This window comes from Citrobacter sp. Igbk 16 (assembly GCF_028069755.1).
Classification (GTDB): Bacteria; Pseudomonadota; Gammaproteobacteria; order Enterobacterales; family Enterobacteriaceae; genus Citrobacter.
In genome coordinates this window covers 120,209-146,793 of record NZ_JANEWJ010000008.1, presented here as the reverse complement: position 1 = coordinate 146,793, position 26,585 = coordinate 120,209, and the positions used below count along the sequence as shown (strand labels likewise).

Sequence of the window (26,585 nt, the reverse complement as noted above, 5' to 3'; positions counted from 1 at the left end):
AAATATGCTAATGTTAACCTCATTCATTACATCAATTTTTTAACACTTACCAAGAAACACTAAAAGGGCCTGCTGAAAGGTGTCAGCTTTGCGGAAATTTGATCCAGATCACGCAATTACTACTCAGAAGTGAGTAATCTTGCTTACGCCACCTGGAGGTAACGCGTTAGAGTTAAATGACGCTAACGCATAAGCTCTTTTAGTAAATCAAAGTAAAGTGGACGTTAATTAACCGTTTGATTTTCAAAACGTTATACAATTTTTCGTCGGTCTGTCTATACTCTCGTATCGAGCAGATGATTTACTAAAAAAGTTTAACATTATCAGGAGAGCATTATGGCTGTTACTAATGTCGCTGAACTTAACGCACTTGTAGAGCGCGTAAAAAAAGCCCAGCGTGAATATGCCAGTTTCACTCAAGAACAGGTTGACAAAATCTTCCGCGCCGCCGCTCTGGCAGCCGCAGACGCTCGAATCCCTCTCGCGAAAATGGCCGTTGCCGAATCCGGCATGGGCATCGTCGAAGACAAAGTGATCAAAAACCACTTTGCTTCCGAATACATTTACAACGCTTATAAAGATGAAAAGACCTGTGGTGTTCTGTCTGAAGACGACACTTTCGGTACTATCACCATCGCTGAACCGATTGGTATCATCTGCGGTATCGTTCCGACCACTAACCCGACATCTACTGCTATCTTCAAATCGCTGATCAGCCTGAAGACGCGTAACGCAATCATCTTCTCTCCACATCCGCGTGCTAAAGATGCCACTAACAAAGCAGCTGACATCGTTCTGCAGGCTGCTATCGCTGCGGGTGCACCGAAAGATCTGATCGGCTGGATCGATCAACCTTCCGTTGAACTGTCTAATGCTCTGATGCATCACCCGGACATCAACCTGATCCTTGCGACCGGTGGTCCAGGCATGGTTAAAGCAGCCTACAGCTCCGGTAAACCAGCAATCGGTGTAGGTGCAGGTAACACCCCTGTTGTTATTGACGAAACTGCGGATATTAAGCGCGCGGTTGCTTCCGTTCTGATGTCTAAAACCTTCGATAACGGCGTAATCTGTGCTTCTGAACAGTCCGTTGTTGTTGTTGACTCTGTATACGATGCAGTTCGTGAACGTTTCGCTAGCCACGGCGGCTACATGCTGCAGGGCAAAGAGCTGAAAGCTGTTCAGGACGTTATCCTGAAAAATGGCGCACTGAACGCCGCTATCGTTGGTCAGCCGGCGTATAAAATTGCTGAACTGGCAGGCTTCTCAGTTCCGGAAACAACTAAGATCCTGATCGGTGAAGTGAAAGTTGTTGATGAAAGCGAGCCGTTTGCTCACGAAAAACTGTCCCCGACACTGGCGATGTACCGTGCGAAAGATTTCGAAGATGCGGTAGACAAAGCAGAGAAACTGGTTGCGATGGGTGGTATCGGCCACACTTCTTGCCTGTACACTGACCAGGACAACCAACCAGAACGCGTTGCTTACTTCGGTCAGATGATGAAAACCGCGCGCATCCTGATTAACACCCCGGCTTCACAGGGTGGTATCGGCGACCTGTACAACTTTAAACTCGCACCTTCCCTGACTCTGGGTTGTGGTTCCTGGGGTGGTAACTCCATCTCTGAAAACGTTGGTCCTAAGCACCTGATCAACAAGAAAACCGTTGCTAAGCGAGCTGAAAACATGTTGTGGCACAAACTTCCGAAATCTATCTACTTCCGTCGTGGCTCACTGCCAATCGCGCTGGATGAAGTGATTACCGATGGTCACAAACGTGCTCTGATCGTGACCGACCGCTTCCTGTTCAACAACGGTTATGCTGACCAGATCACCTCCGTTCTGAAAGCAGCCGGCGTTGAAACCGAAGTGTTCTTTGAAGTTGAAGCTGACCCGACTCTGAGCGTTGTTCGTAAAGGTGCTGAGCTGGCTAACTCCTTCAAACCTGACGTTATCATCGCACTGGGCGGTGGTTCCCCGATGGATGCCGCGAAAATCATGTGGGTGATGTACGAACATCCGGAAACCCATTTCGAAGAGCTGGCACTGCGCTTTATGGACATCCGTAAACGTATCTATAAGTTCCCGAAAATGGGCGTGAAAGCGAAAATGATCGCCGTCACCACCACTTCCGGTACCGGTTCTGAAGTAACGCCGTTTGCGGTTGTTACCGACGATGCAACGGGTCAGAAATATCCGCTGGCTGACTACGCGCTGACTCCAGATATGGCAATTGTCGATGCCAACCTGGTGATGGATATGCCGAAATCACTGTGTGCATTCGGTGGTCTGGACGCAGTGACTCACGCCCTGGAAGCTTACGTTTCCGTACTGGCTTCTGAATTCTCTGACGGTCAGGCTCTGCAAGCGCTGAAACTGCTGAAAGAAAACCTGCCTGCGTCCTACCATGAAGGTTCTAAGAACCCGGTAGCGCGTGAGCGTGTTCACAGTGCAGCAACCATTGCTGGTATCGCGTTTGCTAACGCCTTCCTGGGTGTATGTCACTCAATGGCACACAAGCTGGGCTCTCAGTTCCACATTCCTCACGGTCTGGCGAACGCCCTGCTGATCAGCAATGTCATTCGTTATAACGCGAACGACAACCCGACTAAACAGACTGCATTCAGCCAGTACGATCGTCCGCAAGCTCGTCGTCGCTACGCTGAAATCGCAGACCATCTGGGTTTAAGCGCACCGGGCGACCGTACTGCGGCTAAAATCCAGAAACTGCTGGCATGGCTGGAAGAAATCAAAGCTGAGCTGGGTATTCCTAAATCTATCCGTGAAGCTGGCGTTCAGGAAGCTGACTTCCTGGCACACGTCGACAAACTGTCTGAAGATGCGTTTGACGACCAGTGTACCGGTGCTAACCCGCGTTACCCGCTGATTTCTGAACTGAAACAGATCCTGCTGGATACTTACTACGGTCGTGAGTACAGCGAAGGTGAAACTGCTGCTAAAACTGAACCAGCAGCCGCGCCTAAAGCTGAGAAAAAAGCGAAAAAATCCGCTTAATGTACTCACATAAGTTTTAGTATCTTCATAAACGGCCCTTTGGGGCCGTTTTTTTTTGCCATACTCAGCCAAAACCAGGCTATGCAGACACCAGCCATCGAGGTGAAAAGGCGTAAGAGAAATAGGTGCAAACAAGAGATGTATGAGTAACACCAGAAGGCAATACCGCAGGGTAACGCTTCTGGCTAAAGCAGAGGCCTACCCTGCGATTTAACTCAGCAGGAGAGCAGAGGGTTAGTCGTGGCTGTGGCGTTCCTGAATGGCCGTCAGAGAGCCTTCAGACTGTGCTTCCTTATAATGCTTGCGGCACACCGATACATAACGTTCATTTCCGCCGATAACGACCTGCTCACCTTCGTTATAAGGTCTTCCGGCCTGATCAAGGCGTAACACCATGCTGGCCTTACGGCCACAGAAGCAAATGGTCTTTAATTCAACCAACTTATCAGACCATGCAAGCAGATATTCGCTACCACCAAATAATTCACCACGGAAATCAGTGCGTAAGCCATAACACAAAACTGGAATATCCAGCTGATCAACAACCTCTGATAATTCATAAACCTGCTGTCTCGTCAGAAACTGAGACTCATCGACCAGCACGCAGTGAATTCGTTGTTGCACGTTCTCCGCACGAATCTCCTCGAACAAAGATGAATTTTGGTTAAACAATTTTGCAGGTGACGACAGGCCTATACGTGAACTTACTTTTCCCGCGCCAAAACGGTCATCAATTTCCGCTGTATATACAACGGCACGCATCCCACGTTCCTGATAATTGTATGAAGATTGCAGCAATGCCGTCGACTTGCCTGCATTCATTGCAGAATAGTAAAAATAAAGCTGTGCCATTGTGTGTCGGCCCTCACCGGGGAGAATAAATATGGACAGGATTGTATCATATTTCACAAACAAGTCGGTGCAGCGTGACATTCGGAATGTATAAAAGAACGTGCAAACACCACCCTGTTTCGTCTAAATACCCCTCAGCACGGAAGTGCCCTTGGGTACTTTCTTAAGTGGACAATAGAGTGAAAGTACGCTGCCAAAGCACAAACAACCTGAAGTATGATGTGTATATACACATTCTTTCACAAATAGTGCTCCTGAAATTCATCAACGTCACTTATCATCACCGCGCAATAAAGAAACCCTGCCCTTATTGTTATTGTATCTAACGATAGCCGCCTTGTAATAGAGGATTTCCGTAAGCAAAACTAATACAAAAGGTTGAAATCACTGCAAAGAGATACTATTTGTACACTATGAAATGTGACCTGAATCTTGAATTTTTACTCTCTGCTGCCGGGAAGCCCGCATACCAATAAGCCTTTTTTATGCCCGACATCGTCATAAAATTAAGACTGAACAATTAATACAGCCACTAAATAAAGAGCAATTTTGAATTCCTTACATTCCTGGCTATTGCACAACTGAATTTATCGCTCTATTATTAGCTCAACAAACCACCCCAATATAAGTTTGAGATTACTACAATGAGCGAAGCACTTAAAATTCTGAACAACATCCGTACTCTTCGTGCGCAGGCGAGAGAATGTACTCTGGAAACGCTTGAAGAAATGCTGGAAAAATTAGAAGTTGTAGTTAGCGAGCGTCGCGAAGAAGAAAGCGCTGCCGCTGCTGAAGTTGAAGAGCGTACCCGTAAACTGCAACAATATCGTGAAATGCTGATTGCTGATGGTATTGATCCGAACGAACTGCTGAATAGCATGGCTGCGGTTAAGTCCGGCACCAAAGCTAAACGTGCAGCACGTCCGGCTAAATATAGCTACGTTGACGAAAACGGTGAAACTAAAACCTGGACTGGCCAGGGTCGTACACCGGCAGTGATCAAAAAAGCGATGGAAGAACAAGGTAAACAACTGGACGATTTCCTGATCAAGGAATAATTCAGAAATAGTTTGCTTAAAATCCCGCCACTGGCGGGATTTTTTTTACCCGCACTTCGCACATTGCCCTACCCAAATTAGGTATAAAAAAACGGCGCTGGATTAGCAGCGCCGCTCTGTCCTTATAATACCGCGAGGTTACTTCTTAATACCCATCTCATCTTCAAGCCATGCTTTAAATTCAGCGCCAAGCGTATTATGGCGAATACCATATTCAACGAACGCCTGCATATAGCCCAGCTTATTACCACAGTCATGGCTTTTGCCCTTCATGTGATAGGCTTCTACCGTTTCTTTTTCGATCAGCATATCGATTGCGTCGGTCAGCTGAATTTCATCACCTGCTCCCGGAGGTGTTTTTGCCAGCAGAGGCCAGATATCCGCACTGAGAACATAACGCCCCACAACGGCCAGATTAGATGGCGCAACGTCAGCTTTCGGTTTTTCTACCACGCCAACCATCGGTACGCTTTCACCAGGCGCTAATTCAACGCCTTTGCAATCAACAACACCATAAGCCGTTACGTCTGCTACAGGCTCCACCATAATCTGGCTGCTGCCAGTTTCATCAAAACGGTGGATCATTTCAGCAAGGTTGTCACGGGATAAATCAGATTCATATTCGTCAAGAATAACGTCCGGCAGGATGACCGCAACCGGTTCATCGCCAACAACCGGATGGGCACACAATACCGCATGACCCAGACCTTTTGCCAACCCCTGACGCACCTGCATAATAGTGACATGCGGAGGGCAAATAGATTGTACTTCTTCCAGAAGCTGACGTTTTACGCGTTTTTCCAGCATCGCTTCAAGTTCAAAGCTGGTATCAAAGTGGTTTTCAATTGAATTCTTAGACGAGTGAGTCACGAGTACAATTTCAGTGATGCCCGCAGCAATACATTCGTTTACGACGTACTGAATTAATGGCTTATCAACCAACGGTAGCATCTCTTTCGGGATTGCCTTCGTAGCCGGTAACATCCTGGTTCCTAATCCCGCAACCGGGATAACGGCTTTTTTGACTTTTGAATTAAGGGCAGCCATTTAAAACTCTCCTGGACTGTTCATGTATTGAACGTGTTCATCAATCTGTTTCGCATCCGAGTATATCAGTACCGCAGTAAGCTTCAGGTCTGAAAAGGACGCGCGTCGGTATAATTAAGATAAATACGAATAAGACTGGCGCTGATAGTAGCACTCACAGCGTAAGGGAGGTGAACCAATTTTATTCACTACCCTCTCGATTGTTCATTCCGCAGACAACATCAGGCGCAAGCGACCGCCTGCCCCCCAGATTTGGCACTGCCAGGATTCACAGCGTTGACTTAACTGATTCAGATACGTATTGCCTAACGTGCCCAGCGGAACACCATTACTGATTTGTACGTGATGTGAACCGGTACTTAATGTCGCATTCAGCCCAGCCGATACCAGAATCAGATTTTTTAATCCGCTGTGGTAATACCCCACCAGCAGTGGAAACTGTCCGGGTAAATTAGCCTGACGCAGTAAATGGTTCACCTGTTTCAATAGCGCACCGAGCTCAGGCAGTCGTTGATTCTGATGGGTGAGTTGTTCTTGCAGCAAACCATTAAACAGCGCGCGCAGTAATAATGCAGCCAGGACACCATTATCCCCTGCTCGAGTAACATCCAGACAATAGAAGGCGAGATCGTGGTCCGACAGAGGGGCAATATCCAATACCAGTCCAGGTTGATCAGCGGCGACCAACTGGCGGTAGTTGACCCGACAATGCGAGATGACTTGCGACACTGGGGGCTGTAATTCTTGCAACAGTTTTGCGGCGGCAGCAGGATCGCCCACCATCGCATCCCAGTCACGAAACAGGCGTTCTTCTTCTTCCACGCGAGAATTAAACATATTGGGATAAAGACATGCAAAAACGGTTTCTCGCAGGCGGTTAAGGTCCTTCACGGGCTTTAAAAGAACATCATCCACACCGAGCCGTAATGCTTTGGCAATATCGGCCATATTTTCCGTTGCGGAGATCACCAGAATAGGCGTCTGATCGCCACGATTACGCAGATACTCGACCAGTTTAAGGCCGTTCATTCTCGGCATAGCGAGATCGCAAATCATCAGGTCGGGGGTGAAGCGCCCCAGTAACTCCAGCGCATCAAGCCCGTCTCCCGCTACTGCTGTTGTCGCTCCCAAAGAGGAAAACCATGAATCCAGAAGCGAGCGAAATACTGGCTCATCTTCAACGATAAGAATCTGTTTTCCGACCAATGGCTGCGTCATATTCTCCCCCCTGACTGGCTTTAGTAAATAGTGGCATGCTATTGCAACTCACGCCTGTCAGAATTTGCTTAAGTGTTGATAAAAAATGCGTTAAACGTTGGTTTTTACCAGGGGCAGAAGCTCATCCATTTTCTTCTCGACCGCTAACTGCCCGGCAGCAATTGCAGCACCAGCGCGATGGAAATCCAGCGTGGATATTTGCGGACAAAACGGCTGAATCAGAATATCAGGTGGGTCCCCAGCCATACGGTTGCGCTTGAGACGGTTTTCCAGAACCTGAATCGAGGTCGTCATGATCTCCATCGCCGTAGGTGCCGTGACTGCACGCCGGGCCGTAATGTTGCTCAAGCGCTCTTTCAGGCGGGCATGCCATGACAGCTCATCATCGTTCGATTCGGTTTCACTATTGACGTTGAAGGAGAGCAGATCTTGTTGCATCAGGTGCGCATCATGTTGCAGGTCGACCGCAATAACGATATCGGCCCCCAACGCACGCGTCAGAGAGACAGGCACAGGGTTCACCACCGCACCATCTACCAGCCAATAACCATTGTGCGCCACAGGTGACATGAGGCCTGGAATACTGCAGGAGGCCCGAACGGCAAGGTGCAAATCACCTTCAGTAAACCAGAGTTCACGGCCCGTACTGAGATTGGTTGCGACAGTGGCAAAACGGCGTGAGCATTGCTCGATAGATTCTACCGGCATGACATTACGATACTGGTTGAATACCCGTTCGCCGCGCAATAGTCCGCCCCTGCGCCACGAGAGATCCATCAGGCGTAAAACATCCCAGTAACTGAAGGAGCAAACCCACTGTTCAAGCGCGGGGAGTTTGTTACATGCGTAGGCGGCGCCGACCAGTGAGCCAATGGAACACCCTGCCACAATATCAATGTCAATGCCCATGTGTTTCAGGGCTTTGATCACACCAATATGCGACCAGCCGCGTGCTGCGCCGGAACCTAGCGCCAGCCCAATTTTTATTTTTCTCATTATACCTACAGACTTCCCCTGGCTTGCAGACGTAGCAACATCGCCACGGCTCAGTTAACATAGTGCCACCCTGGCGTTTTTACGCCGTTTTTTTATTCCAGGGAGTACTTTGTGTCTCAGCTTTGTCCCTGTGGTAGCGCTGTCGAGTATAGCCTATGTTGCTACCGTTATGTGTCCGGTGCACAAGTAGCACCTACGCCGTCACATCTCATGCGTTCTCGTTACTGTGCTTTTGTGATGAAAGACGCAGATTACCTCATCAAAACCTGGCATCCAGATTGCCATGCTGCCGATTTCCGGGATGACATTATTGCAGGATTTACCCATACCGAATGGCTGGGGCTGACCGTTTTTGAACAGCAGACGGCAGAAACCGACACTATCGGTTATGTCAGTTTTGTCGCACGGTTTTCTGAACAGGGAAAAACAGGCGCAATTATCGAACGCTCTCGTTTTTTAAAAGAAAACGGTCAGTGGTACTATATCGATGGTACACGCCCGCAAATTGGACGAAACGATACCTGCCCTTGTGGCTCCGGTAAAAAATTTAAAAAGTGCTGCGGCTAATCAACGCCCGACAGCATCAACTATGCAAACATTCTCAACAGGATCTCCGCTGCAAATGCATTCATTACAACGAAAAGTGCTGCGTACTATTTGCCCGGACCAAAAAGGTCTGATCGCGCGCATTACTAATATCTGTTACAAGCACGAACTGAACATCGTGCAGAATAATGAGTTCGTGGATCACCGTACCGGGCGCTTTTTCATGCGTACCGAACTGGAAGGCATTTTTAACGATGTCACACTGCTGACCGATCTGGACAGCGCACTACCAGAAGGTTCCATTCGTGAACTTACGCCAGCGGGTCGTCGCCGCATTGTCATTTTAGTCACCAAAGAAGCTCACTGTTTGGGCGACCTATTAATGAAGGCCAATTACGGCGGACTGGATGTTGAAATTGCCGCAGTTATCGGCAATCACGACACGTTGCGCTCCCTGGTTGAGCGTTTTGATATTCCTTTTGAGCTGGTCAGCCACGAAGGACTAACGCGTGACGAGCATGACCAAAAAATGGCGGACGCTATCGACGCACATCAGCCAGACTATGTCGTGCTGGCAAAATATATGCGTGTCCTGACGCCGACATTTGTTTCTCGCTTCCCAAATAAGATTATCAATATTCACCACTCATTCCTGCCCGCCTTTATTGGCGCGCGCCCGTACCATCAGGCGTATGAGCGCGGCGTGAAGATCATCGGAGCGACAGCCCACTATGTGAATGACAATCTCGACGAAGGTCCGATCATCATGCAGGACGTGATTCATGTAGATCATACCTATACCGCAGAGGATATGATGCGTGCCGGTCGTGACGTTGAGAAAAACGTATTAAGCCGTGCGCTGTATCAGGTTCTCGCGCAGCGTGTCTTTGTTTACGGTAATCGAACGATTATTCTGTAATCGATTGATAATTTTATTGGTTACCTTTACATCTTTACGCGTAAAAATCAGGCAACCAGTTCTTTTTTATCAACGGAATGCTTTACAGGGGCGCATCATTTGATATGATGCGCCCCGCTTCCAAAGGAAGCAGGCCAGTAACATAGCATTACCCCGTGGTGGGGTTCCCGAGCGGCCAAAGGGAGCAGACTGTAAATCTGCCGTCATCGACTTCGAAGGTTCGAATCCTTCCCCCACCACCATCTTCAAGCACTGCCTACAATTTGAATTACCCCTGGTGGGGTTCCCGAGCGGCCAAAGGGAGCAGACTGTAAATCTGCCGTCATCGACTTCGAAGGTTCGAATCCTTCCCCCACCACCATCACTTCATAAAATACCAACACAAAATCAATCTGCAATACCTCATATTTTTCCGATGTGGGAAGGATGAGAAGCTTCGACTAAGGTTCGATTCGAGCGTTAGCGAGAAAGCGTTGCCGCAGGCAACGACCCGAAGGGCGAAGCGCGCAGCGCTGAGTCATCCTTCCCCCCCTTACTTCATAAAGTACCAACACAAAATCAATCTTCAATGCCCTTTATTTGCCTGATGCGCTGCGCTTATCAGGCCTACAAAGTCGATACATGCCCGCAATTTGCCTGGTGCGCGCGCTCGTCAGGCCTACAAACTCGATACGTGCCCACAATTTGCCTGATGCGCTGTGCTTATCAGGCCTACAAAGTCCACTGACACCTACGTAGGCTGGATAAGGCGGTTACGCCGCCATCCGGCGAACTGGCATAAAAAAACCCCGCCGAAGCGGGGTTTGGTGCGTTACAACGCGAAATTAATGACGGGCGCGCACAATCTGATATTTACGTGTCAGATACTCGACTGGCACGCTCCAGATATGTACCAGACGCGAGAACGGGAACAACAGGAACAGCGTCATACCTAATACCAGGTGCATACGGAAAATGAATGCTACGCCATCCAGATACTGAGACGCCCCACCGTGGAAGGTCACCACTGATTGCGCCCAGTTCACCAGCTTCATCATTTCGCTACCGTCCATATGCTGAGCCGAGAACGGAATGGTCAGCAGACCCAGCGCACACTGGATAACCAGAACAGACAGCACCAGAATGTCGGCACCCGTGGTCGTTGCACGCACGCGCGGACTGAACAGACGACGTTTCAGCAGCAGCACGCCCCCCACCAGGCACATCACACCACTGGCACCACCGGCAAACATCGCCATCTTTTGCTTCACTTCAAGCGGCAACCACGCTTCGTACATCCAGTGCGGCGTCAGCATCCCCAGGAAATGACCCGCGAAGATGCCGAGGATCCCAATGTGAAACAGGTTTGACGCAAGGTTCATCCCTTTGCGATCCAGCATCTGGCTGGAAGCCGCACGCCAGGTATACTGACCGTAGTCGTAGCGTAGCCAGCTGCCAATCAGAAAGACAGAACCCGCAATATACGGATAGATGTCAAAGAAGAACGTATTCAGGAAGTGCATTAGTTCTGTCCTCCGGTGGTGATGTTCAGGTACTGCGGCGCAACGGCCCCGGCAAAACGACGTTGATGAGCAGAAATTTCAGACTCACCACATCCCTGGTCGGCAAAGAATTTCACCTGCTCTTCTTCCCAAACAGCATCCAGTGCCTGCGGCGTGTCGTCACGAACTTCATCCGCAATTTTTTCGGCCACTTTGTCGCTGTCGATAGCGGTATTCGCCAGCTTTAACAGCAGATCGAACAGCACCGCGTAGCGACTTTCGCGCTGTTGCAGTCGCGCGCTGAGCAGCGCCAGAATCGGGGCGATATCCTGCAAGCCACCTAACGCTTCGCTTTTTGGCAACTGTGCAAGGTACTCCAGATACAGCGGCAAGTGATCAGGCAATTCGCGGCTATCGAGTTGTAGTCCGTGCTGCTCATACTGAGCCATCAGGTCAACCATCGCCTGGCCGCGATCGCGGGATTCACCGTGAACATGTTCAAACAGCAATAGTGACGTCGCACGACCACGGTCGAACAGTTCGCTATAGCTTGCCTGCGCATCCAGCATATCCTGCGCAGTTAAATCGCGCAGGAAAACGCCCAGCGTCTGGGCATCCTCTTTGTCCAGGTTTTCAGATGACGCGAGTGCATCGAAAAGTTCCTGCTGATGCTGCCACAAGGCAGCATCCGGGTACTCGAGCAGACGCGAAACAATGACGAGTTCAATCATTGGTGCGGCTCCGTTTTACTGGTCACATCGACAGCATCGATGCGGCGACTGTTGAACAGATTGAATTTCGTATCAGAACCGTGGCAACCATCACCGAAGGTGAAACCACAACCGCTTTTCTCCGGGAATGCTTCACGCGCCAGTTCGCGATGGCTGCTCGGGATCACAAAACGATCTTCGTAGTTAGCAATCGCCAGGTAACGATACATCTCTTGTGCCTGGGCTTCAGTCAGACCGACCTCTTCCAGCGCGCGGGTATCGACTTTACCGTCTACGGTTTCTGCGCGTTTGTAGTGACGCATCGCCAGCATACGTTTCAGCGCCCGCAGTACCGGCTGGGTATCACCCGCAGTCAGCAGGTTCGCCAGATACTGAACCGGGATACGCAGGCTGTCCACGTCCGGCAGAATACCGTTGCTACCCAGTTCACCCGCATCAGCAGCGGACTGAATCGGAGATAAAGGTGGCACATACCAGACCATCGGCAACGTGCGGTATTCCGGGTGCAGCGGCAGCGCCAGCTTCCAGTCCATCGCCATTTTGTATACCGGCGACTGCTGGGCCGCGTCGATCACGCTCAGCGGAATGCCATCTTTCAGTGCCTGTTCAATCACCGCCGGATCGTTTGGATCGAGGAATACGTCCAACTGACTCTGATACAGATCCTTCTCGTTCTCGGTGCTTGCAGCGCTTTCGATAGCATCGGCGTCATACAGCAACACGCCGAGATAACGAATACGACCGACACAGGTTTCAGAACATACCGTCGGTTGGCCAGCTTCGATACGCGGATAGCAGAAGATGCACTTCTCAGATTTACCGCTCTTCCAGTTGAAGTAGATCTTCTTGTACGGACACCCGGTGATGCACATACGCCAGCCGCGGCACTTGTCCTGGTCAATCAGCACGATGCCATCTTCTTCACGTTTGTAGATGGCACCACTTGGACAGGTCGCCACGCACGCCGGGTTCAGACAGTGCTCGCACAGACGGGGCAGATACATCATGAAGGTATTTTCAAACTGCCCGTACATCGCCTTCTGCATATTTTCGAAGTTCTGGTCTTTCGCCAGCTTCTCAAACTCACCGCCCAGGTCATCTTCCCAGTTCGGACCTTTGGTGATTTTGTCCATACGCTGACCGGTAATCAGCGAGCGCGGACGGGCGATCGGCTGCGCCTTGCTATCAGCGGGCGCGTTGTGCAGCGTCTGATAGTCAAAATCAAACGGCTCGTAGTAATCATCAATGCCCGGCAGATGCGGGTTAGCAAAGATTTTACCCAGCAGCAGCGCTTTGTTACCCATGCGCGGCACCAGCTTGCCGTTGATTTTACGGATCCAACCGCCCTTCCATTTTTCCTGGTTTTCCCAGTCAGTCGGGAACCCCGTACCTGGCTTCGTTTCAACGTTGTTGAACCAGGCATATTCGGCACCTTCACGGCTGGTCCAGACGTTTTTGCAGGTTACTGAACAGGTGTGGCAACCAATGCACTTATCGAGATTCAGCACCATGCCGACTTGTGAACGAATTTTCATTTTACGCTCTCCTGTACCTGGTCATTGCCTTCACCATCCAACCAGTCAATGTTCTTCATCTTACGTACCACAACGAACTCATCACGGTTCGACCCTACGGTGCCGTAGTAGTTAAAGCCGTAGGCCAGATGTGCATAGCCGCCGATCATGTGGGTCGGTTTCGGCGTAATACGCGTTACCGAGTTATGGATCCCGCCACGCTGCTGGGTAATTTCTGAACCAGGCAGGTTCACAATACGTTCCTGCGCGTGGTACATCATGGTCATCCCGGCCGGCACACGTTGGCTGACAACGGCACGGGCAGTTAAGGCACCGTTGCTGTTGAAAACTTCGATCCAGTCGTTATCTTCGATGCCCAAATCTTTCGCATCGGCTTCACTCATCCACACAATCGGACCGCCGCGACCTAACGTCAGCATCAGCAGGTTGTCACTGTAGGTAGAGTGGATACCCCACTTCTGGTGCGGCGTCAGGAAGTTGAGCGCTTTTTCAGGGTTGCCATTGGACTTCTCGCCCATCACCTCTTTCACCGAACGGGTGTCGATTGGCGGACGATAGACCAGCAAGCTTTCGCCGAAGTCACGCATCCACTGGTGATCCTGATACAGCTGCTGGCGACCAGACAACGTGCGCCATGGGATTAGCTCATGAACGTTGGTGTAACCGGCGTTATAAGAAACATGTTCATCTTCCAGACCTGACCAGGTCGGGCTGGAGATGATTTTGCGCGGCTGCGCCTGAATATCACGGAAGCGAATCTTCTCGTCTTCTTTGTTCAGTGCCAGATGCGTATGGTCACGGCCGGTAAATTCACTCAGCGCAGCCCAGGCTTTAACGGCGACCTGGCCATTCGTTTCCGGTGCCAGCGTCAGGATCATCTCAGCGGCATCAATGGCTGTATTAAGACAAGGCTGGCCTTTCGCCGGACCTTCTGCCTTGGTGTAATTGAGCTTACGCAGCAGATCCATTTCGCTCTGAGTATTCCAGGCAATCCCTTTACCACCGTTACCGACTTTGTCCATCAACGGGCCGATAGAGGTGAAGCGCTCGTAAGTTGCCGGATAATCACGCTCAACGGTCATGATGTGCGGTGCGGTGACGCCTGGGATCAGGTCGCATTCGCCTTTTTTCCAGTCTTTCACGTCCAGCGGCTGCGCCAGTTCAGCAGCAGAGTCGTGCTGGATAGGCAGTGTCACCACGTCGGTTTCTTTGCCAAGGTGACCGACACAAACTTCAGAGAATTTCTTGGCGATAGCTTTGTAGATTTCCCAGTCGCTTTTCGATTCCCAGGCCGGGTCAACAGCAGCAGACAGCGGATGAATAAACGGATGCATATCCGAGGTATTCATGTCGTCTTTTTCATACCAGGTGGCCGTTGGCAGCACGATGTCGGAATACAGGCAGGTGCTCGACAGACGGAAGTCCAGCGTCACCACCAGATCCAGCTTGCCGTCGAGACCATTATCCTGCCATTCCACTTCTTCTGGTTTCACGCCGCCCTGTTTACCCAGATCCAGTCCCTGAATACCGTGCTCAGTACCCAGCAGATACTTCAGCATGTATTCATGGCCTTTACCGGATGAGCCCAGCAGATTAGAGCGCCAGATAAACAGGTTACGTGGATGGTTTTTACCGTTTTCTGGTTGTTCTGCCGCAAAGCGAATAGAACCGTCTTTCAGAGATTTAACGGTGTAATCGACGGGTGTCATCCCCGCTTTTTCCGCCTCACGCGCAATGTACAGCGGGTTAGTACCCAACTGCGGTGCGGACGGCAACCAGCCCATACGCTCGGCGCGCACGTTGAAGTCGATCAGATGACCGCTATAGCGGGATTTATCCGCCATCGGCGACAGCAATTCTTGCGCTGTTACCGTCTCATAGCGCCACTGGCTGGAGTGGTTATAGAAGTAGGACGTACTGTTCATGTGACGCGCAGGACGCTGCCAGTCAAGTGCAAACGCCAGTGGCTGCCAGCCGGTCTGTGGACGCAGTTTTTCCTGGCCCACATAGTGTGCCCAGCCGCCGCCGCTCTGACCGACACAGCCGCAGAAAATCAGCATGTTGATCAGGCCGCGATAGTTCATATCGAGGTGATACCAGTGGTTCAGACCCGCACCGACGATGATCATCGAACGTCCGTGGGTTTTATCGGCGTTATCCGCAAATTCACGGGCAATGCGCACAATTTGAGAACGTGAAACACCGGTAATTTTTTCTGCCCACGCCGGGGTGTACGCTTTTACATCATCGTAACTGGTCGCACAGTTTTCATCATTCAGACCACGCTCAAGACCGTAGTTAGCCATGGTCAGATCGTAAACGGTGGTCACCAGCGCCGTAGAGCCATCGGCCAACTGCAGTCGTTTAACCGGCAGTTTATGCAGCAGAACGTTTTCCAGTTCGACTTTATTGAAGTGTTCAGTTCCTTCGCCACCGAAGTACGGGAAACCGACTTCCGCGATGTCATCCTGGCTACCCAGCAGGCTGAGTTGCAGTTCGGTTTCGGCACCAGACGTACCGTCGCGCTGCTCCAGATTCCATTTACCTTTTTCGCCCCAGCGGAAACCGATTGAACCGTTCGGCGCAACCATCTCGCCGTTGCTGTTAATCGCGACAGTTTTCCATTCCGGGTTGTTTTCCTGGCCCAGAGAATCGACCAAATCCGCCGCACGCAGCATACGACCGGCAGCATAGTAACCGTCACGCTCTTCAAGCATGACCAACATTGGCATGTCGGTGTAACGGCGCACGTAATCGGTAAAGTACTGGCTTGGGTTGTCGAGATGGAACTCACGCAGCATAACGTGGCCCATCGCCAGCGCCATTGCGGCATCAGTCCCCTGCTTCGGTGCCAGCCACAGGTCGCAAAGCTTGGCGATTTCTGCGTAGTCCGGCGTAATCGCGACCGTTTTGGTCCCTTTGTAGCGAACTTCTGTGAAGAAGTGCGCATCCGGAGTACGGGTCTGCGGTACGTTAGAACCCCAGGCGATGATGTAGCTGGAGTTGTACCAGTCAGCAGATTCCGGCACATCAGTCTGCTCGCCCCAGGTCTGCGGAGAGGCAGGCGGCAGGTCGCAGTACCAATCGTAGAAGCTCAGGCAGGTACCGCCAATCAGTGACAAGTAACGAGCACCGGACGCATAAGAAACCATCGACATTGCCGGGATCGGTGAGAAACCCGCAACGCGGTCAGGACCATAGGTTTTCACGGTATAGACGTTAGATGCCGCAATCAGTTCGTTGACTTCCTGCCAGGAAGAACGGACAAACCCGCCACGACCACGCGCTTGTTTGAAGCTTTTTGCTTTATCGGCGTCTTCGATGATGGAGGCCCAGGCGTCAACGGGATCACTGTGCAGTCTTTTCGCTTCACGCCACATCTTCATCAGACGTTTGCGCATCAGCGGATATTTGAGGCGGTTAGCGCTGTAGAGATACCAGGAATAGCTCGCACCACGCGGGCAGCCGCGAGGTTCGTGGTTTGGCAGATCAGGACGAGTACGCGGGTAGTCAGTTTGCTGGGTTTCCCAGGTTACCAGACCATTTTTCACGTAGATTTTCCAACTGCATGAGCCGGTGCAGTTTACGCCGTGGGTTGAACGCACGACTTTGTCATGCTGCCAACGCTGGCGGTATCCATCCTCCCAGTCCCTGTTGGTGTTGAGAAGCTGGCCGTGCCCATCGGCAAAGGTTTCGCCCTTCTGCTTGAAGTAACGAAACCGGTCCAGGAATTTACTCATCGGTTTTCTCCTGTAGGAGCCTGACGGCTCTCTGATAAATCGACATTGCTTGATTGGGAGTGAAGGTAACGCTCTGAAAGGGCGTGATAATTGATAACGATCAAGGCAGACAGGGATGAAAATAGGTGGTTAATTTTCGTATACCCCTTAAGTAGGATATTGGTTTTAAATATAATTAATTGATTTATAAGCAGATTCAAAAAACAACTTCTCGTGCAAATGTTAAATTCTTTACAAGTGGGTATTAAGGGGTATCCCCCCTGCTTAGCATATTCTTGGCACCACTCTCACAGGCTGTTGTTATGTCACAATACAAAAGTATGTTGTAACTAATTTAAGGCAAAAAAAAGCGCGGTCTAACACCGCGCAATGGATAATCAACCTACACTTCATCATTCAAACTGCTTCTGCGTTGGCTGCGCTCGTTCTCCCCAGTCACTCACTTCAGTAAGCGCCTGGGGATTTCTCACTTGCCTGCCTTGATGCAGCTCGATTGATTTTGTGTATACAACTTTTTTACTTTTTAGAATGACGGCCGTATACCACCCAGGTGATGACCACGCAGGCGACATAGAAGATCAGAAACACTTTCATTGCATCAACCGGCGAGCCCGTTAATGCCAAAGACGTACCAAACGCTTTCGGAATAAAGAAGCCGCCAATCGCGCCAATCGCTGAGATAAAGCCCAAAGCCGCTGCTGTGTCAGTCGCTGCCTCACGCATCGCTTTCTCTTCAGAACCGCCTTCCGCTTTCACCCGGTCCATTGTCAGCTTACGGAAGATGACAGAGATCATCTGGAAAGTTGAGCCACTACCCAGACCAGCCGTCAGGAACAGCGCCAGGAATACCGCGAAGAAGGCAATAAAGTTACCACCTACCCCATCGGTTGGCAGGGTCAGGAACAGTAAGGCGCTGAAGACGGCCATCAACACGAAGTTAACCAATGTCACGCGAGTCCCGCCCAGACGGTCGGAAATTGCCCCGCCGGCAGAACGCGCCAGTGCACCAATCAGCGGGCCAAAGAAGGCGTAATGCAGGATCTGCACTTCCGGGAACTGCGTTTTTGACAGCATCGCGAAACCTGCGGAGAAGCCGATAAAAGAGCCGAAGGTGGCCAGATACAGCAGGCTCATAATCCACAGATGTCCGCGTTTCAGCACCGGCAATTGCTCTTTCAGCGACGCTTTAGAGGTCGCCAGTTCGTTCATACCAAACCATGCCGCCAGCGTGAAAATCGCAAGGAACGGAACCCAAATCCAGGCGGCGTTGGCCAGATACAGCTGCGTGCCGTCCGGTTGTTCAACGCCGTGGCTGCCAAAAGCGGCGAAGATGGACAGTGAGACCACCAGCGGCGCAACTAACTGCATCACGCTGACGCCCATGTTGCCCAGACCACCGTTCAGCCCCAACGCCCCACCCTGCTTCTGCTTTGGAAAGAAGAAGCTGATGTTTGCCATGCTGGACGCAAAGTTTGCACCGGCAAAGCCGCACAGCAGGGAGATAATAATAAAGGTACTGAACGGCGTGGTGGTATCCTGCACAGCAAAGCCTAACCACACGCAGGGGATTATCAGGATACCTGTGCTGAATGCCGTCCAGCGACGACCGCCGAACAGAGGAACCATAAAGGAGTACGGTACGCGCAGCAGTGCGCCGGAAACTGAAGGCAATGCCGTCAGCATAAACAGCTGCTCAGTGGTGAAATCGAATCCCACTTTCGGTAAGTTCACCGCCACTGCGCTAAATAACATCCATACGCAAAACGCCAGCAGCAGACAAGGGACGGAAATCCACAGGTTGCGGCTGGCAATACGATGACCTCTTTGTTGCCAAAAGGCGGGATCTTCCGGCCGCCATTCTGTAATTACAGATCCAGATGCCCTTTCCGGGGCAGATGAGTGACTCATAGACACCTCTGATACTTGTTTCGATGCCTGCAACATTAGGGTTTACAGCCGGGGGTAAGTTGATATAAATCAAAGGAAAAGGTGTCATTATTAACGCCTAAAATTTATCATTACCCTAAATGAGTACATAACTTCGGTAAAAAAGATGTGGTTTTTCACGCTTCTGTCGCACCCTACTCCCCAACGTCCGGGATCTCTCCCCCCGTCGGCAATTAAGGGGTAGCCCGTTTGAGGTATGGGTATACTCCAGTGTATCGCTGAGAATAGCGGCACTGCCTGCAGCAGAATCGTCATTCAATAAGGTTTTCTGCTCACTGAAAACCCGAAGGAAGAAGTCACATGTTTAAACGTTGTCTTTCCCCGCTTACGCTGGTTAACCAGGTGGCGCTGATTGTTTTACTGTCTACCGCGCTTGGCGTGGCGGGTATGGCTGTCTCCGGCTGGCTGGTACAAGGCATTCAGGGTAGCGCTCACGCAATCAATAAAGCCGGCTCGCTACGTATGCAGAGCTACCGTTTGCTGGCTGCCGTACCGCTGGACGCCAGCGATCAACCACTGCTGGATGAAATGGAACAAACAGCGTTTAGCCCTGAACTGACTCGCGCCGCAAAACGCGACGGCCAGCAGGCCCAGTTAAAGGCATTGCAGGATTATTGGCACACCGAACTGGCGCCCGGGCTGAAACATGCACAAACGGGTGATGCGGTCGCCGATGACGTTTCGCGCTTTGTGACCGGGCTGGATAAGCTGGTTACCGCCTTTGACCATACCACGGAGTTGCGTATTGAACGCGTCGTTATGCTGCATCGCCTGATGGCGGTGTTTATGGCTCTGCTGCTGGTCTTTACGATTATCTGGCTGCGCGTACGCCTGTTGCAGCCATGGAAACAGCTGTTGGCGATGGCGCGCGCCGTCAGCCAGCGTGATTTTACGCAACGTGCGCATATCAGCGGGCGTAATGAGATGGCGGCACTGGGTTCGGCACTGAACAATATGTCAGAAGAACTGGCCGAAAGTTACGCCGTACTGGAACAGCGGGTACAGGAAAAAACCGCAGGTCTGGAACATAAAAACCAGATACTCTCTTTCCTGTGGCAAGCCAACCGCCGTCTGCACTCACAGATACCGCTGTGTGAGCGGCTTTCACCAGTACTCAACGGGTTGCAAAATTTAACGCTGCTGCACGATATTGAGTTGCGGGTTTATGACCTGGAAGATGAAGATAATCATCAGGAATTTACCTGCCAGTCGAGTGCCAGTTGCGATGAAAAAGGTTGTCATCTGTGTCCTCGAGGCACACTGCCCGCCATTGAGGGTGGCACTACGCTGAAATGGCGGCTGACCGATGCACATACCCAGTACGGTATTCTGCTCGCCACCTTGCCGTACGGGCGTCATCTCAGTCACGATCAGCAGCAACTGGTCGATACTCTGGTAGAGCAACTCACCGCAACACTGGCGCTGGACAGGCACCAGGAACGTCAGCAGCAGTTGATCGTCATGGAAGAGCGTGCCACCATTGCTCGCGAACTCCATGATTCTATTGCACAATCGCTCTCCTGTATGAAAATGCAGGTCAGCTGTTTGCAGATGCAGGGCGACGCACTCCCGGAAAACAGTCGTGAGCTGCTAAGTCAGATTCGTAACGAGCTGAACGCCTCCTGGGCACAGCTACGTGAATTGTTGACCACCTTCCGTTTGCAGTTGACTGAGCCTGGGTTGCGGCCTGCGCTGGAAGCCAGTTGCCAGGAATACAGCGCTCGCTTTGGTTTTACGGTGAAGCTGGATTATCAGCTGCCGCCGCGCCTGGTTCCATCCCATCAGGCGATCCACCTGCTGCAGATTGCCCGTGAGGCCCTGAGTAATGCGCTTAAACACTCCCAGGCCAATGAAGTAATCGTGACGGTGGTGCAAAATGGCAAACAGGTCAAATTGACCGTTCAAGATAACGGCTGCGGCGTACCGGAAAACGCCGAACGCAGTAACCACTACGGCATGATTATAATGCGCGACCGTGCGCAGAGCTTGCGCGGCGATTGCCGTGTACGCCGTCGCGAGACAGGCGGTACCGAAGTTGCTGTCACTTTTATTCCCGAAACAAACTTCACAGAAGTCCAAGGAGATACCCATGAGTAATCTGGAACCGGCAACCATCCTGTTGATCGACGATCATCCGATGCTGCGCACCGGTGTAAAACAGCTTGTCAGCATGGCGTCCGATATCACCGTGGTCGGCGAAGCCAGTAATGGCGAGCAGGGTATCGAGCTGGCTGAATCCCTTGATCCCGATCTGATCCTGTTAGATCTCAACATGCCCGGCATGAACGGTCTGGAAACGCTGGATAAGCTACGAGAGAAATCTCTGTCCGGACGCATCGTCGTTTTCAGTGTTTCCAACCATGAAGAAGACGTAGTGACCGCCCTGAAACGCGGTGCTGACGGCTATCTGTTGAAAGACATGGAGCCAGAAGATCTACTGAAAGCATTGCAACAAGCTGCCGCCGGCGAAATGGTACTAAGTGAAGCCTTAACCCCTGTGCTGGCCGCCAGTCTGCGCGCTAACCGTGCGACCTCCGATCGTGATGTGACTCAGTTGACGCCGCGTGAACGCGATATTCTGAAGCTCATCGCCCAGGGGCTGCCTAACAAGATGATTGCGCGCCGCCTCGACATCACCGAAAGCACGGTAAAAGTGCATGTGAAGCATATGCTGAAGAAAATGAAGCTTAAATCACGCGTTGAAGCCGCGGTATGGGTGCACCAGGAACGCATCTTCTGATAACGCGAGTATTAGCGAGGATCATTTCCCGAAACGGTATTAAACGGTTCGGTCAGTGATAGCGTGATCTCATTGGAAGAGACACGCTGGCCCTGCTCGTCTTCCACAACGACGGAGAGCCGCCAACGGTTGGTTGCTCCTTCACTGCTATCCCACTTCGGCATAATAATCGTCCAGACCTGCGCACTGCGAGGATGGCTTCCGGCCGTTAAACTCAATGCTTTCGTGTCTCCCTGCCATGTCAGATGGCGGATGCCATACCGACTACGCACCTGTAATTTCAACGCTACCGTCTCGCCGGGTTTAAGATCCCACGGCGGTGTTGCCAGAAATACAGATAAGGTTTTACGCTGGCGATACTCCAGCGTTGGCAGGCTGTTACGCTGAGGATCGTCATAACGGCTCCCGCGCAGCGATCGGGTGCTTGCGACTTCACTCACCATTAACTGTTTTTTTAGCGGAACGCCAAAACGATAATTGAGGGTCAATCCCAGATTATTCTGGCTTATCCCGCTTTCGCCCTGTTTATGCTGCGCGGTCACCGTAATCAACGGTACTGGCGTATAGCTCAGTCCCAGATTTACCGCTACCGGGTTGCGGTAGCCCGTTCCCGAGTGGAAAAGGTCTACCCGATCGCCAAAATATTGCTCGACGCTGACGCTGGTATTGAGATGCTCATAAAAGGGTAGCCGCATCAACGCGGTAAGGTCGTAGCCCCGCGCCATCCTTTGTTCCTGTGTTGAAGAATGATTCTGCCACGAGGAAAACGGCTGGTAGTAGTTCGCAGATAGCCGCAGATACTCTCCCCACGCCTCGGCGCCAAACCCGCCGCGCGGCAGATTCTCATCCAGCAGGTTATCGTAAAAGGTATTGTAGCCCAGCAACCAACCGTCGCGTACCCAGCGTTGTCCAATCCCCGCATTACTCACCAACCCTTCGTCACGTTGCGTAAGCCCCAACTGACTCCAGGTCAGAAAGCGTTGATTATCCTGCCACGGAATAAACCAGCTTCCCCGACTGCCGGTAAAGCTGCCTTCATTATCCACCTGCAGCCCAACGCTGGCATTCCCCCACGGAGAAAGCCAGGATTCAATCTGTTGATTTACCTGCTCACTGACCGTGTCGCGAACCTGACCAAATGCAAACTGTTTGGCTTGCTCGCCAGTATCTAGTCCGTTATCGATCATGCTAGCTTCACCAAAGGCTTTGACCACTTCAGCAAACTGTTTTTCGCCCGCGCGGGATTCTGGCGCCATACCGAGGTCTGGCAAGCCATCATTGTTGTTATCGAAAGGGTTTTCAGCGCGCTGCATGAAGGAAGACTGCGCACTGGCAGTACCTCCTGCCAGCAGCAAGAGTGTGAATACAGCACAAAAAGCGTGATAATAACGGCTCAAATCGTCAGTTGTTTCTTACATCAATAAATTATGGCGTAGTACTTAACCTAAACCATAACGCCTTCAGCCCTGATTTACAGCCCTTTTCCCCGTTTTCAGGCTATTCTGACCCGGAAAAAAAGGGGACTTACTGATTTTCCCCTACGTCATTTTCCACAGCAGACAACACGGAGTAACATAGCCGCTGGTAATTATCCCTCCCATTCGACAACAGGAGTCAAAATGCAAAAGATAGTGATCATCGCGAACGGTGCAGCCTATGGAAGCGAGTCGTTATTCAACAGTCTGCGTCTGGCCATCGCTCTGCGCGAGCAGGAGGGCAGCCTCGACCTGCGTCTGTTTTTAATGTCGGATGCCGTCACTGCAGGGCTGCGCGGGCAGAAACCCGCAGAAGGTTATAATATTCAGCAAATGCTGGAAATCCTGACAGCACAAAACGTTCCGGTAAAACTCTGCAAAACCTGTACCGATGGCCGCGGGATCACCGCCCTGCCGCTAATTGATGGCGTTGAAGTCGGTACGCTGGTGGAACTGGCTCAGTGGACGCTGGCAGCAGATAAGGTTTTGACCTTCTGATGCCAACCCTTTCAGGCAAGCGTACTGAAAGTGCCGGAAATTTCCCGATTTAATCTCAGATGGGCGCGGTTTCGTTAAACGTAAGCTCGCCCTTTCAACCCTTTTAAGGGATTTTGTCATTTTTGTTTAACCGTTATGCCATTTTTTGATCAAAATCAGCATCCCACGCCCTCCCCTTTGGTGTTATGCAATGAGTGAAATGTGAACAACATCACGCAGCACTTTCGACAGAAAGTACGTTGTTTTCAAGAACGGGGTGAAAAATGGCATTAGTGAAGGCAAGTTTGAAATTATTTGGTGGAGATACGGTGGTGGTACGCTGTTCAGAGCGATGTCACATCCATCTGATGAGCGAGAAAAATCACGTCAAAGACACGCAGACCGACATTTTAAGCGTGCAGAATCGTGATAATGCATGGCTGACCGTACCGTATACCGGCGTCTGGAACGTGCTGATCGACAGCCACAGCCAGTCTCTGGAGCATTCAATCAGTTATATTGCAGCCTGATGATGTAATGCCCGAAAGCAGCTACGCTTATCGGGCACACAACAGATAACCCGGCAACGCTTAGGCAAATCCGGGGCGCATAACGCCTTCCGGCAGGTTCTCTCCCAACAATCTTTTGACCGTAATCACCAGATCGTTAAGACAGTCATCCTGCATCCCCAACTTCACCAATTCCTGTTCCAGCGAGAACAGATATTGCGCGTTGGTTCCCAATGGTCCACTGGCAGAAGCAATAAGCGGCGCGATAACCTGAGCACGGGTATCGGACTCAAACAATGGATGTCGCGGATCCATAATAAAGACCAGCGCGCTCACCGTTCGGCCATCATCCAGCGTGAGCTGACACCAGGTTGGAAGATAACATCCGGTGATCATTTCACGCTTCCACAGCAGGGACAGCTCTTGCTCCAGCGAGGCATCCGGTAAACGGTATGCCACACCCGTAGTGCGCCCCCCCTCTTTCAGGGCCAACATCCGTCCCGGCTGACACGCCGTTCCTCGCCCTGCCGTCAGGCGCAAACAAAATGCGCGATGCCAGCCGACTAATGTCCCAGTACAGGACTCTTCAAACTCTAACGCCGGGTTCCACATCAACGATCCATAACCAAAGATCCACACCGGTCCATCATCTGGACGGCAGGCAAGCGTGGCGGCCAGTGAGGCTGCCCGTTGTTCCGCCGACCAGAGTAGTGATTCTTCAATATCACCAAATGCCGTCTTACAGTCAGCATTCAATAAAAAATCACGCGTTAACACCTTACACCTCCGCCACTGCAACTTCCCTGCGACAACTTTTTTGACGCCTTCCAGGCTTTTTTACTGCTCATTTTGAAACCAATACCAGGACAATAGGCAATTCACCGGCTGCATGCAAGGCAACAAAGGCTCAACGGCACTTTATATCCTCTTTTTATGTCCCGGTATGGCGCGACTGTTAGCATATCATCGTGTGATATTTTGATTGATTCAGAAACCTAACATCTTGTTATTTAAATACTCTCTAAACAAGACACATCATTTTGTTCGCTTTGATGCAAAAAATGGTCCATGCCGTAAAATTACGTAAAATCAGATCGGAAATACCGAAAGATCTGTTATTTTTTACATTCTTTAATACATTTATAATTATAAGCACCTGCAGAGATGGAGAATGAATTACATGACACATGCACATGAGGCGGTAAAAACCCGCCACAAGGAGACCTCACTCGCCTTTCCGATCTTGGCGCTGGTAGTACTGTTCTTTTGGGGGAGCAGTCAGTCACTACCAGTGGTCATCGGCATTAACGCACTAGCCCTTGTTGGTATATTAAGTAGCGCATTCAGCGTTGTCCGTCATGCAGACGTATTAGCTCACCGACTTGGTGAGCCCTATGGCTCGCTGATTCTCAGCCTTTCGGTGGTTATTCTCGAAGTCAGTTTAATTTCCGCATTAATGGCAACCGGTGACGCCGCGCCCACGCTAATGCGCGATACGCTCTATTCCATCATTATGATCGTAACCGGTGGGCTGGTCGGGTTTTCATTACTGTTGGGCGGCCGAAAATTTGCTACCCAGTATATGAACCTGTTCGGTATTAAGCAGTATTTAATCGCTTTATTCCCGCTGGCCATTATCGTGCTGGTATTCCCGATGGCATTACCGGGAGCGAATTTCACCACTGCACAGGCACTGCTGGTGGCGTTAATTTCAGCAGCAATGTACGGCGTATTTTTGTTGATCCAGACCAAAACACACCAGAGCCTGTTTATTTACGAGCATGAAGATGAGGGCGACGACGACGACCCACATCACGGTAAACCTTCAGCGCACAGCAATCTATGGCACGCCGCCTGGCTTGTCATCCATTTGATTGCCGTTATTGCCGTTACCAAAATGAATGCCAATCCGCTGGAAACATTACTCACTGAGTTGAATGCACCCGTGGCATTTACCGGTTTCCTGGTGGCGTTGCTTATTCTCTCCCCAGAGGGTTTAGGTGCGCTGAAAGCGGTCCTGAACAACCAGGTGCAGCGAGCGATGAATTTATTCTTCGGCTCGGTACTTGCCACCATCTCACTGACCGTACCTGTCGTCACACTGATTGCGTGGGCAACGGGGAATGACCTGGTGTTCGCGCTGGGCGCCCCAGAGATGATTGTCATGGTTTCTTCGCTGGTGCTGTGCCATATCTCCTTCTCCACCGGACGCACCAATGTGCTCAACGGTGCAGCGCATCTGGCACTGTTTATCGCCTACCTGATGACGATATTCGCCTGATAATCGATTCAGGTGCAA

20 protein-coding genes, 2 tRNA genes and 1 other RNA gene are annotated in these 26,585 nt (G+C 51.1%); 12 read left to right on the top strand and 11 right to left on the bottom strand.

Going from position 1 to position 26,585, the window contains the following annotated elements; translation table 11 throughout:
* Nucleotides 1-336 precede the first annotated feature (336 nt).
* Nucleotides 337-3,015: a bifunctional acetaldehyde-CoA/alcohol dehydrogenase gene (gene adhE, locus NNO03_RS08160; RefSeq protein WP_048211477.1), complete on the top strand. Its 2,679-nt coding sequence runs from the start codon at nucleotides 337-339 to the stop codon at nucleotides 3,013-3,015.
* Between the two features lie 234 nt (nucleotides 3,016-3,249).
* Here adhE and tdk read toward each other — a convergent pair whose 3' ends face one another.
* Nucleotides 3,250-3,867 carry a thymidine kinase gene (gene tdk / locus NNO03_RS08155; RefSeq protein WP_271449263.1) on the bottom strand — a complete coding sequence of 206 codons (618 nt, stop codon included), beginning with the start codon at nucleotides 3,865-3,867 and terminating at the stop codon, nucleotides 3,250-3,252.
* A gap of 644 nt (nucleotides 3,868-4,511) precedes the next feature.
* On the opposite strand from tdk, the gene hns reads away from it, so the two are divergent.
* On the top strand, nucleotides 4,512-4,925 hold the full coding sequence (hns, locus tag NNO03_RS08150) for a histone-like nucleoid-structuring protein H-NS (RefSeq protein WP_003020723.1): 414 nt from the start codon (nucleotides 4,512-4,514) through the stop codon (nucleotides 4,923-4,925).
* A 138-nt stretch (nucleotides 4,926-5,063) separates the two neighbouring features.
* Here hns and galU read toward each other — a convergent pair whose 3' ends face one another.
* From galU to rssA, 3 genes are all read right to left on the bottom strand, one after another.
* Nucleotides 5,064-5,972 carry a UTP--glucose-1-phosphate uridylyltransferase GalU gene (gene galU / locus NNO03_RS08145; RefSeq protein ID WP_271440929.1) on the bottom strand — a complete coding sequence of 303 codons (909 nt, stop codon included), beginning with the start codon at nucleotides 5,970-5,972 and terminating at the stop codon, nucleotides 5,064-5,066.
* A gap of 204 nt (nucleotides 5,973-6,176) precedes the next feature.
* A complete protein-coding gene (rssB, locus tag NNO03_RS08140) occupies nucleotides 6,177-7,190 on the bottom strand; it encodes a two-component system response regulator RssB (protein WP_271449262.1) in 1,014 nt (337 codons plus the stop codon).
* A gap of 90 nt (nucleotides 7,191-7,280) precedes the next feature.
* Nucleotides 7,281-8,186: a patatin-like phospholipase RssA gene (gene rssA, locus NNO03_RS08135; RefSeq protein ID WP_271440927.1), complete on the bottom strand. Its 906-nt coding sequence runs from the start codon at nucleotides 8,184-8,186 to the stop codon at nucleotides 7,281-7,283.
* A 111-nt stretch (nucleotides 8,187-8,297) separates the two neighbouring features.
* On the opposite strand from rssA, the gene NNO03_RS08130 reads away from it, so the two are divergent.
* The 5 genes from NNO03_RS08130 to NNO03_RS08110 all read left to right on the top strand — a co-directional run bounded on the left by NNO03_RS08130 (nucleotide 8,298) and on the right by NNO03_RS08110 (nucleotide 10,188).
* A complete protein-coding gene (locus tag NNO03_RS08130; RefSeq protein ID WP_271440926.1) occupies nucleotides 8,298-8,753 on the top strand; it encodes a YchJ family protein in 456 nt (151 codons plus the stop codon).
* Between the two features lie 55 nt (nucleotides 8,754-8,808).
* Nucleotides 8,809-9,651 carry a formyltetrahydrofolate deformylase gene (gene purU, locus NNO03_RS08125; RefSeq protein WP_005126391.1) on the top strand — a complete coding sequence of 281 codons (843 nt, stop codon included), beginning with the start codon at nucleotides 8,809-8,811 and terminating at the stop codon, nucleotides 9,649-9,651.
* A 157-nt stretch (nucleotides 9,652-9,808) separates the two neighbouring features.
* Nucleotides 9,809-9,893, top strand: a tRNA-Tyr gene (locus NNO03_RS08120).
* Nucleotides 9,894-9,927: 34 nt separating this feature from the next.
* A tRNA-Tyr gene (locus NNO03_RS08115) sits at nucleotides 9,928-10,012 on the top strand.
* Between the two features lie 44 nt (nucleotides 10,013-10,056).
* A non-coding RNA gene (locus NNO03_RS08110) (RtT sRNA) lies at nucleotides 10,057-10,188 on the top strand.
* Nucleotides 10,189-10,475: 287 nt separating this feature from the next.
* Here NNO03_RS08110 and narI read toward each other — a convergent pair.
* The 5 genes from narI to NNO03_RS08085 all read right to left on the bottom strand — a co-directional run bounded on the left by narI (nucleotide 10,476) and on the right by NNO03_RS08085 (nucleotide 19,046).
* Nucleotides 10,476-11,153, bottom strand: a complete 678-nt coding sequence (gene narI / locus NNO03_RS08105; protein WP_045443634.1) for a respiratory nitrate reductase subunit gamma — start codon at nucleotides 11,151-11,153, stop codon at nucleotides 10,476-10,478.
* Nucleotides 11,153-11,863, bottom strand: coding sequence for a nitrate reductase molybdenum cofactor assembly chaperone (narJ, locus tag NNO03_RS08100; RefSeq protein WP_202038497.1), 711 nt, complete (start codon nucleotides 11,861-11,863; stop codon nucleotides 11,153-11,155). Before narJ ends, narI begins: the two co-directional genes overlap by 1 nt.
* Nucleotides 11,860-13,398 (bottom strand): nitrate reductase subunit beta, encoded by a 1,539-nt coding sequence (narH, locus tag NNO03_RS08095; RefSeq protein ID WP_137381696.1) that lies wholly within the window; start codon nucleotides 13,396-13,398, stop codon nucleotides 11,860-11,862. The genes narJ and narH overlap by 4 nt, the downstream gene beginning before the upstream one ends.
* Nucleotides 13,395-17,138, bottom strand: a complete 3,744-nt coding sequence (locus tag NNO03_RS08090; protein ID WP_271449261.1) for a nitrate reductase subunit alpha — start codon at nucleotides 17,136-17,138, stop codon at nucleotides 13,395-13,397. The genes narH and NNO03_RS08090 overlap by 4 nt, the downstream gene beginning before the upstream one ends.
* 516 nt (nucleotides 17,139-17,654) lie before the next feature.
* Nucleotides 17,655-19,046 (bottom strand): NarK family nitrate/nitrite MFS transporter, encoded by a 1,392-nt coding sequence (locus tag NNO03_RS08085; protein WP_271449260.1) that lies wholly within the window; start codon nucleotides 19,044-19,046, stop codon nucleotides 17,655-17,657.
* 339 nt (nucleotides 19,047-19,385) lie between these two features.
* On the opposite strand from NNO03_RS08085, the gene narX reads away from it, so the two are divergent.
* Nucleotides 19,386-21,182, top strand: coding sequence for a nitrate/nitrite two-component system sensor histidine kinase NarX (narX, locus tag NNO03_RS08080; protein WP_271449259.1), 1,797 nt, complete (start codon nucleotides 19,386-19,388; stop codon nucleotides 21,180-21,182).
* Nucleotides 21,175-21,825 (top strand): two-component system response regulator NarL, encoded by a 651-nt coding sequence (gene narL / locus NNO03_RS08075; protein ID WP_061068018.1) that lies wholly within the window; start codon nucleotides 21,175-21,177, stop codon nucleotides 21,823-21,825. The genes narX and narL overlap by 8 nt, the downstream gene beginning before the upstream one ends.
* An 11-nt stretch (nucleotides 21,826-21,836) precedes the next feature.
* Here the strand turns inward: narL and NNO03_RS08070 are convergent, their stop codons facing one another.
* Nucleotides 21,837-23,222, bottom strand: coding sequence for a YchO/YchP family invasin (locus tag NNO03_RS08070; RefSeq protein ID WP_271449258.1), 1,386 nt, complete (start codon nucleotides 23,220-23,222; stop codon nucleotides 21,837-21,839).
* Between the two features lie 222 nt (nucleotides 23,223-23,444).
* Between NNO03_RS08070 and NNO03_RS08065 the strand changes: the two genes are divergently transcribed.
* Nucleotides 23,445-23,798 (top strand): DsrE/DsrF/TusD sulfur relay family protein, encoded by a 354-nt coding sequence (locus NNO03_RS08065; protein WP_137381691.1) that lies wholly within the window; start codon nucleotides 23,445-23,447, stop codon nucleotides 23,796-23,798.
* Nucleotides 23,799-24,061: 263 nt separating this feature from the next.
* On the top strand, nucleotides 24,062-24,307 hold the full coding sequence (locus NNO03_RS08060) for a DUF1883 domain-containing protein (protein WP_042318612.1): 246 nt from the start codon (nucleotides 24,062-24,064) through the stop codon (nucleotides 24,305-24,307).
* 60 nt (nucleotides 24,308-24,367) lie between these two features.
* On the opposite strand, the gene NNO03_RS08055 is transcribed toward NNO03_RS08060, so the two are convergent.
* Nucleotides 24,368-25,063, bottom strand: coding sequence for a gamma-glutamylcyclotransferase (locus tag NNO03_RS08055; protein ID WP_101743259.1), 696 nt, complete (start codon nucleotides 25,061-25,063; stop codon nucleotides 24,368-24,370).
* A 403-nt stretch (nucleotides 25,064-25,466) separates the two neighbouring features.
* Between NNO03_RS08055 and chaA the strand changes: the two genes are divergently transcribed.
* Nucleotides 25,467-26,567, top strand: a complete 1,101-nt coding sequence (chaA, locus tag NNO03_RS08050; protein WP_271449257.1) for a sodium-potassium/proton antiporter ChaA — start codon at nucleotides 25,467-25,469, stop codon at nucleotides 26,565-26,567.
* Nucleotides 26,568-26,585: the final 18 nt, after the last annotated feature.

Excerpts from the sequence above, each read along its gene's own strand:
- NNO03_RS08065 (WP_137381691.1), top strand. The coding sequence starts at position 23,445 with ATGCAAAAGATAGTGATCATCGCGAACGGTGCAGCCTATGGAAGCGAG.
- chaA (WP_271449257.1), top strand. The coding sequence starts at position 25,467 with ATGACACATGCACATGAGGCGGTAAAAACCCGCCACAAGGAGACCTCA.
- hns (WP_003020723.1), top strand. The coding sequence starts at position 4,512 with ATGAGCGAAGCACTTAAAATTCTGAACAACATCCGTACTCTTCGTGCG.
- narH (WP_137381696.1), bottom strand. The coding sequence starts at position 13,398 with ATGAAAATTCGTTCACAAGTCGGCATGGTGCTGAATCTCGATAAGTGC.
- NNO03_RS08060 (WP_042318612.1), top strand. The coding sequence starts at position 24,062 with ATGGCATTAGTGAAGGCAAGTTTGAAATTATTTGGTGGAGATACGGTG.
- narJ (WP_202038497.1), bottom strand. The coding sequence starts at position 11,863 with ATGATTGAACTCGTCATTGTTTCGCGTCTGCTCGAGTACCCGGATGCT.
- purU (WP_005126391.1), top strand. The coding sequence starts at position 8,809 with ATGCATTCATTACAACGAAAAGTGCTGCGTACTATTTGCCCGGACCAA.
- rssA (WP_271440927.1), bottom strand. The coding sequence starts at position 8,186 with ATGAGAAAAATAAAAATTGGGCTGGCGCTAGGTTCCGGCGCAGCACGC.
- NNO03_RS08090 (WP_271449261.1), bottom strand. The coding sequence starts at position 17,138 with ATGAGTAAATTCCTGGACCGGTTTCGTTACTTCAAGCAGAAGGGCGAA.
- tdk (WP_271449263.1), bottom strand. The coding sequence starts at position 3,867 with ATGGCACAGCTTTATTTTTACTATTCTGCAATGAATGCAGGCAAGTCG.
- galU (WP_271440929.1), bottom strand. The coding sequence starts at position 5,972 with ATGGCTGCCCTTAATTCAAAAGTCAAAAAAGCCGTTATCCCGGTTGCG.
- narX (WP_271449259.1), top strand. The coding sequence starts at position 19,386 with ATGTTTAAACGTTGTCTTTCCCCGCTTACGCTGGTTAACCAGGTGGCG.
- narI (WP_045443634.1), bottom strand. The coding sequence starts at position 11,153 with ATGCACTTCCTGAATACGTTCTTCTTTGACATCTATCCGTATATTGCG.
- NNO03_RS08085 (WP_271449260.1), bottom strand. The coding sequence starts at position 19,046 with ATGAGTCACTCATCTGCCCCGGAAAGGGCATCTGGATCTGTAATTACA.
- rssB (WP_271449262.1), bottom strand. The coding sequence starts at position 7,190 with ATGACGCAGCCATTGGTCGGAAAACAGATTCTTATCGTTGAAGATGAG.
- narL (WP_061068018.1), top strand. The coding sequence starts at position 21,175 with ATGAGTAATCTGGAACCGGCAACCATCCTGTTGATCGACGATCATCCG.
- adhE (WP_048211477.1), top strand. The coding sequence starts at position 337 with ATGGCTGTTACTAATGTCGCTGAACTTAACGCACTTGTAGAGCGCGTA.